This window comes from Protofrankia sp. Cj3, assembly GCF_917627355.1.
GTDB lineage: Bacteria > Actinomycetota > Actinomycetes > Frankiales > Frankiaceae > Protofrankia.
In genome coordinates, this window is record NZ_CAKJTR010000299.1 from 1 (window position 1) to 2512 (window position 2512).

Annotated in this window: 1 protein-coding gene; it reads right to left on the bottom strand. The window is 63.0% G+C overall.

Annotated features, from left to right (window positions below):
• Positions 1 to 172: 172 nt before the first annotated feature.
• Entirely contained in the window at positions 173 to 2134 is a 1962-nt protein-coding gene (locus MJ783_RS22630; RefSeq protein WP_239313775.1) for an ATP-dependent endonuclease, read from the bottom strand.
• Positions 2135 to 2512 lie beyond the last annotated feature (378 nt).

Consider the following 2512-nt stretch of genomic DNA (forward strand, 5'->3'; position numbering starts at 1 on the left):
CCCGAAATTGCCCTGGCCTGGAAGTTCGGGCATTTTCCGGTATGGTCCGGAATGTCCCGGCACGCATTCCAAGGTTCTTTTAATCTCTGGGTTCAGGGTCGGAGATCGACCGGCCCGGCCTCACCCGCACCATCCTCCAGCGCCCACCGCGAGTCGGTTGGGCGTTGGAGGCTCAACCTGTCAAGAACTCTTTCAAGTCGGCGGCCAGCTCCAGCGGCGGCGCCATCATTCGGGCGGCGATGGCTGGACCGTCGGCCTTCTTCGAGTAGCCGCCGAGGCCGTACCGCCCCCACAACCCGTTCAGCACCTCCTCGCCGGGAGCCAGCCGAAGCCGCTGGTTCTCCCAGTCAGCGTCGACGGCCTTTTGGGCCTTCGGCCACAGCTCGTCGAGTTCGGCTTCCAGCGACTCGGCCGTCTTGAGCCGGGCCACCACCGTTTTTAGATCATCCAGACCCGCTCGACGCTTGCCAAGGTCACCACGGAGCTTGTGGTCGATCAGGGGCGGCAGGTGCAGATTACGGCACACCCGCTTGAGCACGACGGCCTGCTTAAGATCATCGGCTAGCTCCCCGAGCGTCTTGGCGACCTCGTCGGCGTTCACCGCATTGCCACTCCGGTCGGTCAGGACGCTGGCCAAGGCCTCCGGGTCGAGCAGGTAGTTCTCGATCTCCCGGCCCGAGCCGACCTTGACCGCGCCCGTCCGGCTCAGTGCCGCCAGTTCGCCTGCTGGCAGCTCGTCGCGGTCCCGAAGGTAGAGGACCTTCCGGTCACCAAGGCGGTCCGCGCTGTCGATCCACTGCTGAAGACGCTTGGCGTGCCGGGCGTTGTCGCCGCCACCACCGTCGACTACCACGAGCCGCGGATTGCGCAGGTGTTCCGGGAACCAGGTACGCAGGATCGCCTCGTCGCTCGGGCCCTCAACCAGGAGGATGCGGTCAGCGCTCAGCACGTCGCTCAGCCGCACACCCAGCTCTTTCAAGGCATCGAGCGACTCACTCCCAAGGGCCCGGACGTGCGAGGTGCTCCCATCGCGGGTCACCAGCAGGAGCTTCGACCCCGCGCTCGCGTCGAGGAACACGGGCGAATGCGTCGCAATAATGAAAGGTCGCTCCGCCGCCCACTCCTTGATAAGGGCAAACAGAGCACGCTGGGCACCCGGGTGAAGGTTTGTCTCAGGCTCTTCCATGATAATCATGGACCGCGCTTGCTCGGTCACGCCAACAACCAGGGTCATAAGCAACTGCTCGACCCCTGTGCCCAGCCGTTTGAGGTTCAGTTCCGATGACCGATATGAGCGATCCCGGAAGGTGATTGATATTTGATTCCCCTGCGCCGGCACGCGCATCTGACCGACACCTGGCACGATATCCTCGATCAGCGCCATTAGCTTCTCGTACTGGTCCTCCTCGTTGAGCTTCAGGCGATACAGCACGCCAGGCAGGTTCTGCCCGTCGGGCGCGAGCACTTGATGGGCTGCAGCGCTATAGACGTCTCCAGGCGCGCCGGTACGTAGCGGCGTGAAGTGGTAGATACCGCTCGCCCATTCGACAAAGTAATCGTAGAGTGGGCGAAAAGCACCCTGGTAGCCAGCTCGAAAGCCGTTTCCATCATTGGAGAACAGCCTCTGCAAGATGACCATGCGAAAGTCTTGCCCTGGCTTGCCCTCAAGAACCGCGCCTAAGCCATTGGTTTCGATCATCACTATCCCGTTCGATTCCAGGCGGGCCTGAACGAGTACAACCTCATCACGGCCGTTCCACTTGGCGCGGATGCTCACTGGAGCCAGCCGGTCGCCGCCGAGAGGCGCAAACTCCCAGTGGATCTCTCGAAAGGCCCCCGCCTGTCGAAACTGCCCGCCCTCATGAAGAAGAGTATCCGAAGCGTTGACCAAGAGCCGCGTAATTTCCGCGTCGTCGAGCTCGAAGGTAGCCGTGGCGCGCGGCGGTTCTGTTGCTTTATAATGCCGGTCATTTGGAGAAGTAGCGCCGTGCGCGATGGCGTCAAGGGAAGACAGCAACGCGCTCTTGCCGGAGTTGTTTGCACCAACCACCAGCAGAAGACCGCTGGAGGGAAACTCAACTACGGCGTGCTCGAAGGCACGGTAGTTCCACAGTTCAAGCCGCGTCAGCTTCACCTTGCACCTGTTCCCGTTACCCAGCAGTACTCGCCTGGTGCCCAACACCAAGCACGGCATCGCTGCCCGTGACCATCATGCTCCCACTGGGCGACAGGCCACAGGACCGGGGTGTAAACCTTCTCTACGTCGCTCAAGCGCCGCCGCTACTAATCCGCGGGTCCGTCATCAAGCGCTGGGACCACCCGTCCTGTCCAGGCACACGAGATCGAAAAATGCTGCCGCACCGCTTCCGCTCCTCGGCGCTGCCACGCCTGCGGTGCGGGTCGGCTTGCCACCGAATACGACGGTCCCGGCCACCGCCGCATCGTGTACCTGACGGTGTACCCGAGCCGGCGAACGACCGCGGACAAGCACGGACGCTGACGGACGCGCACC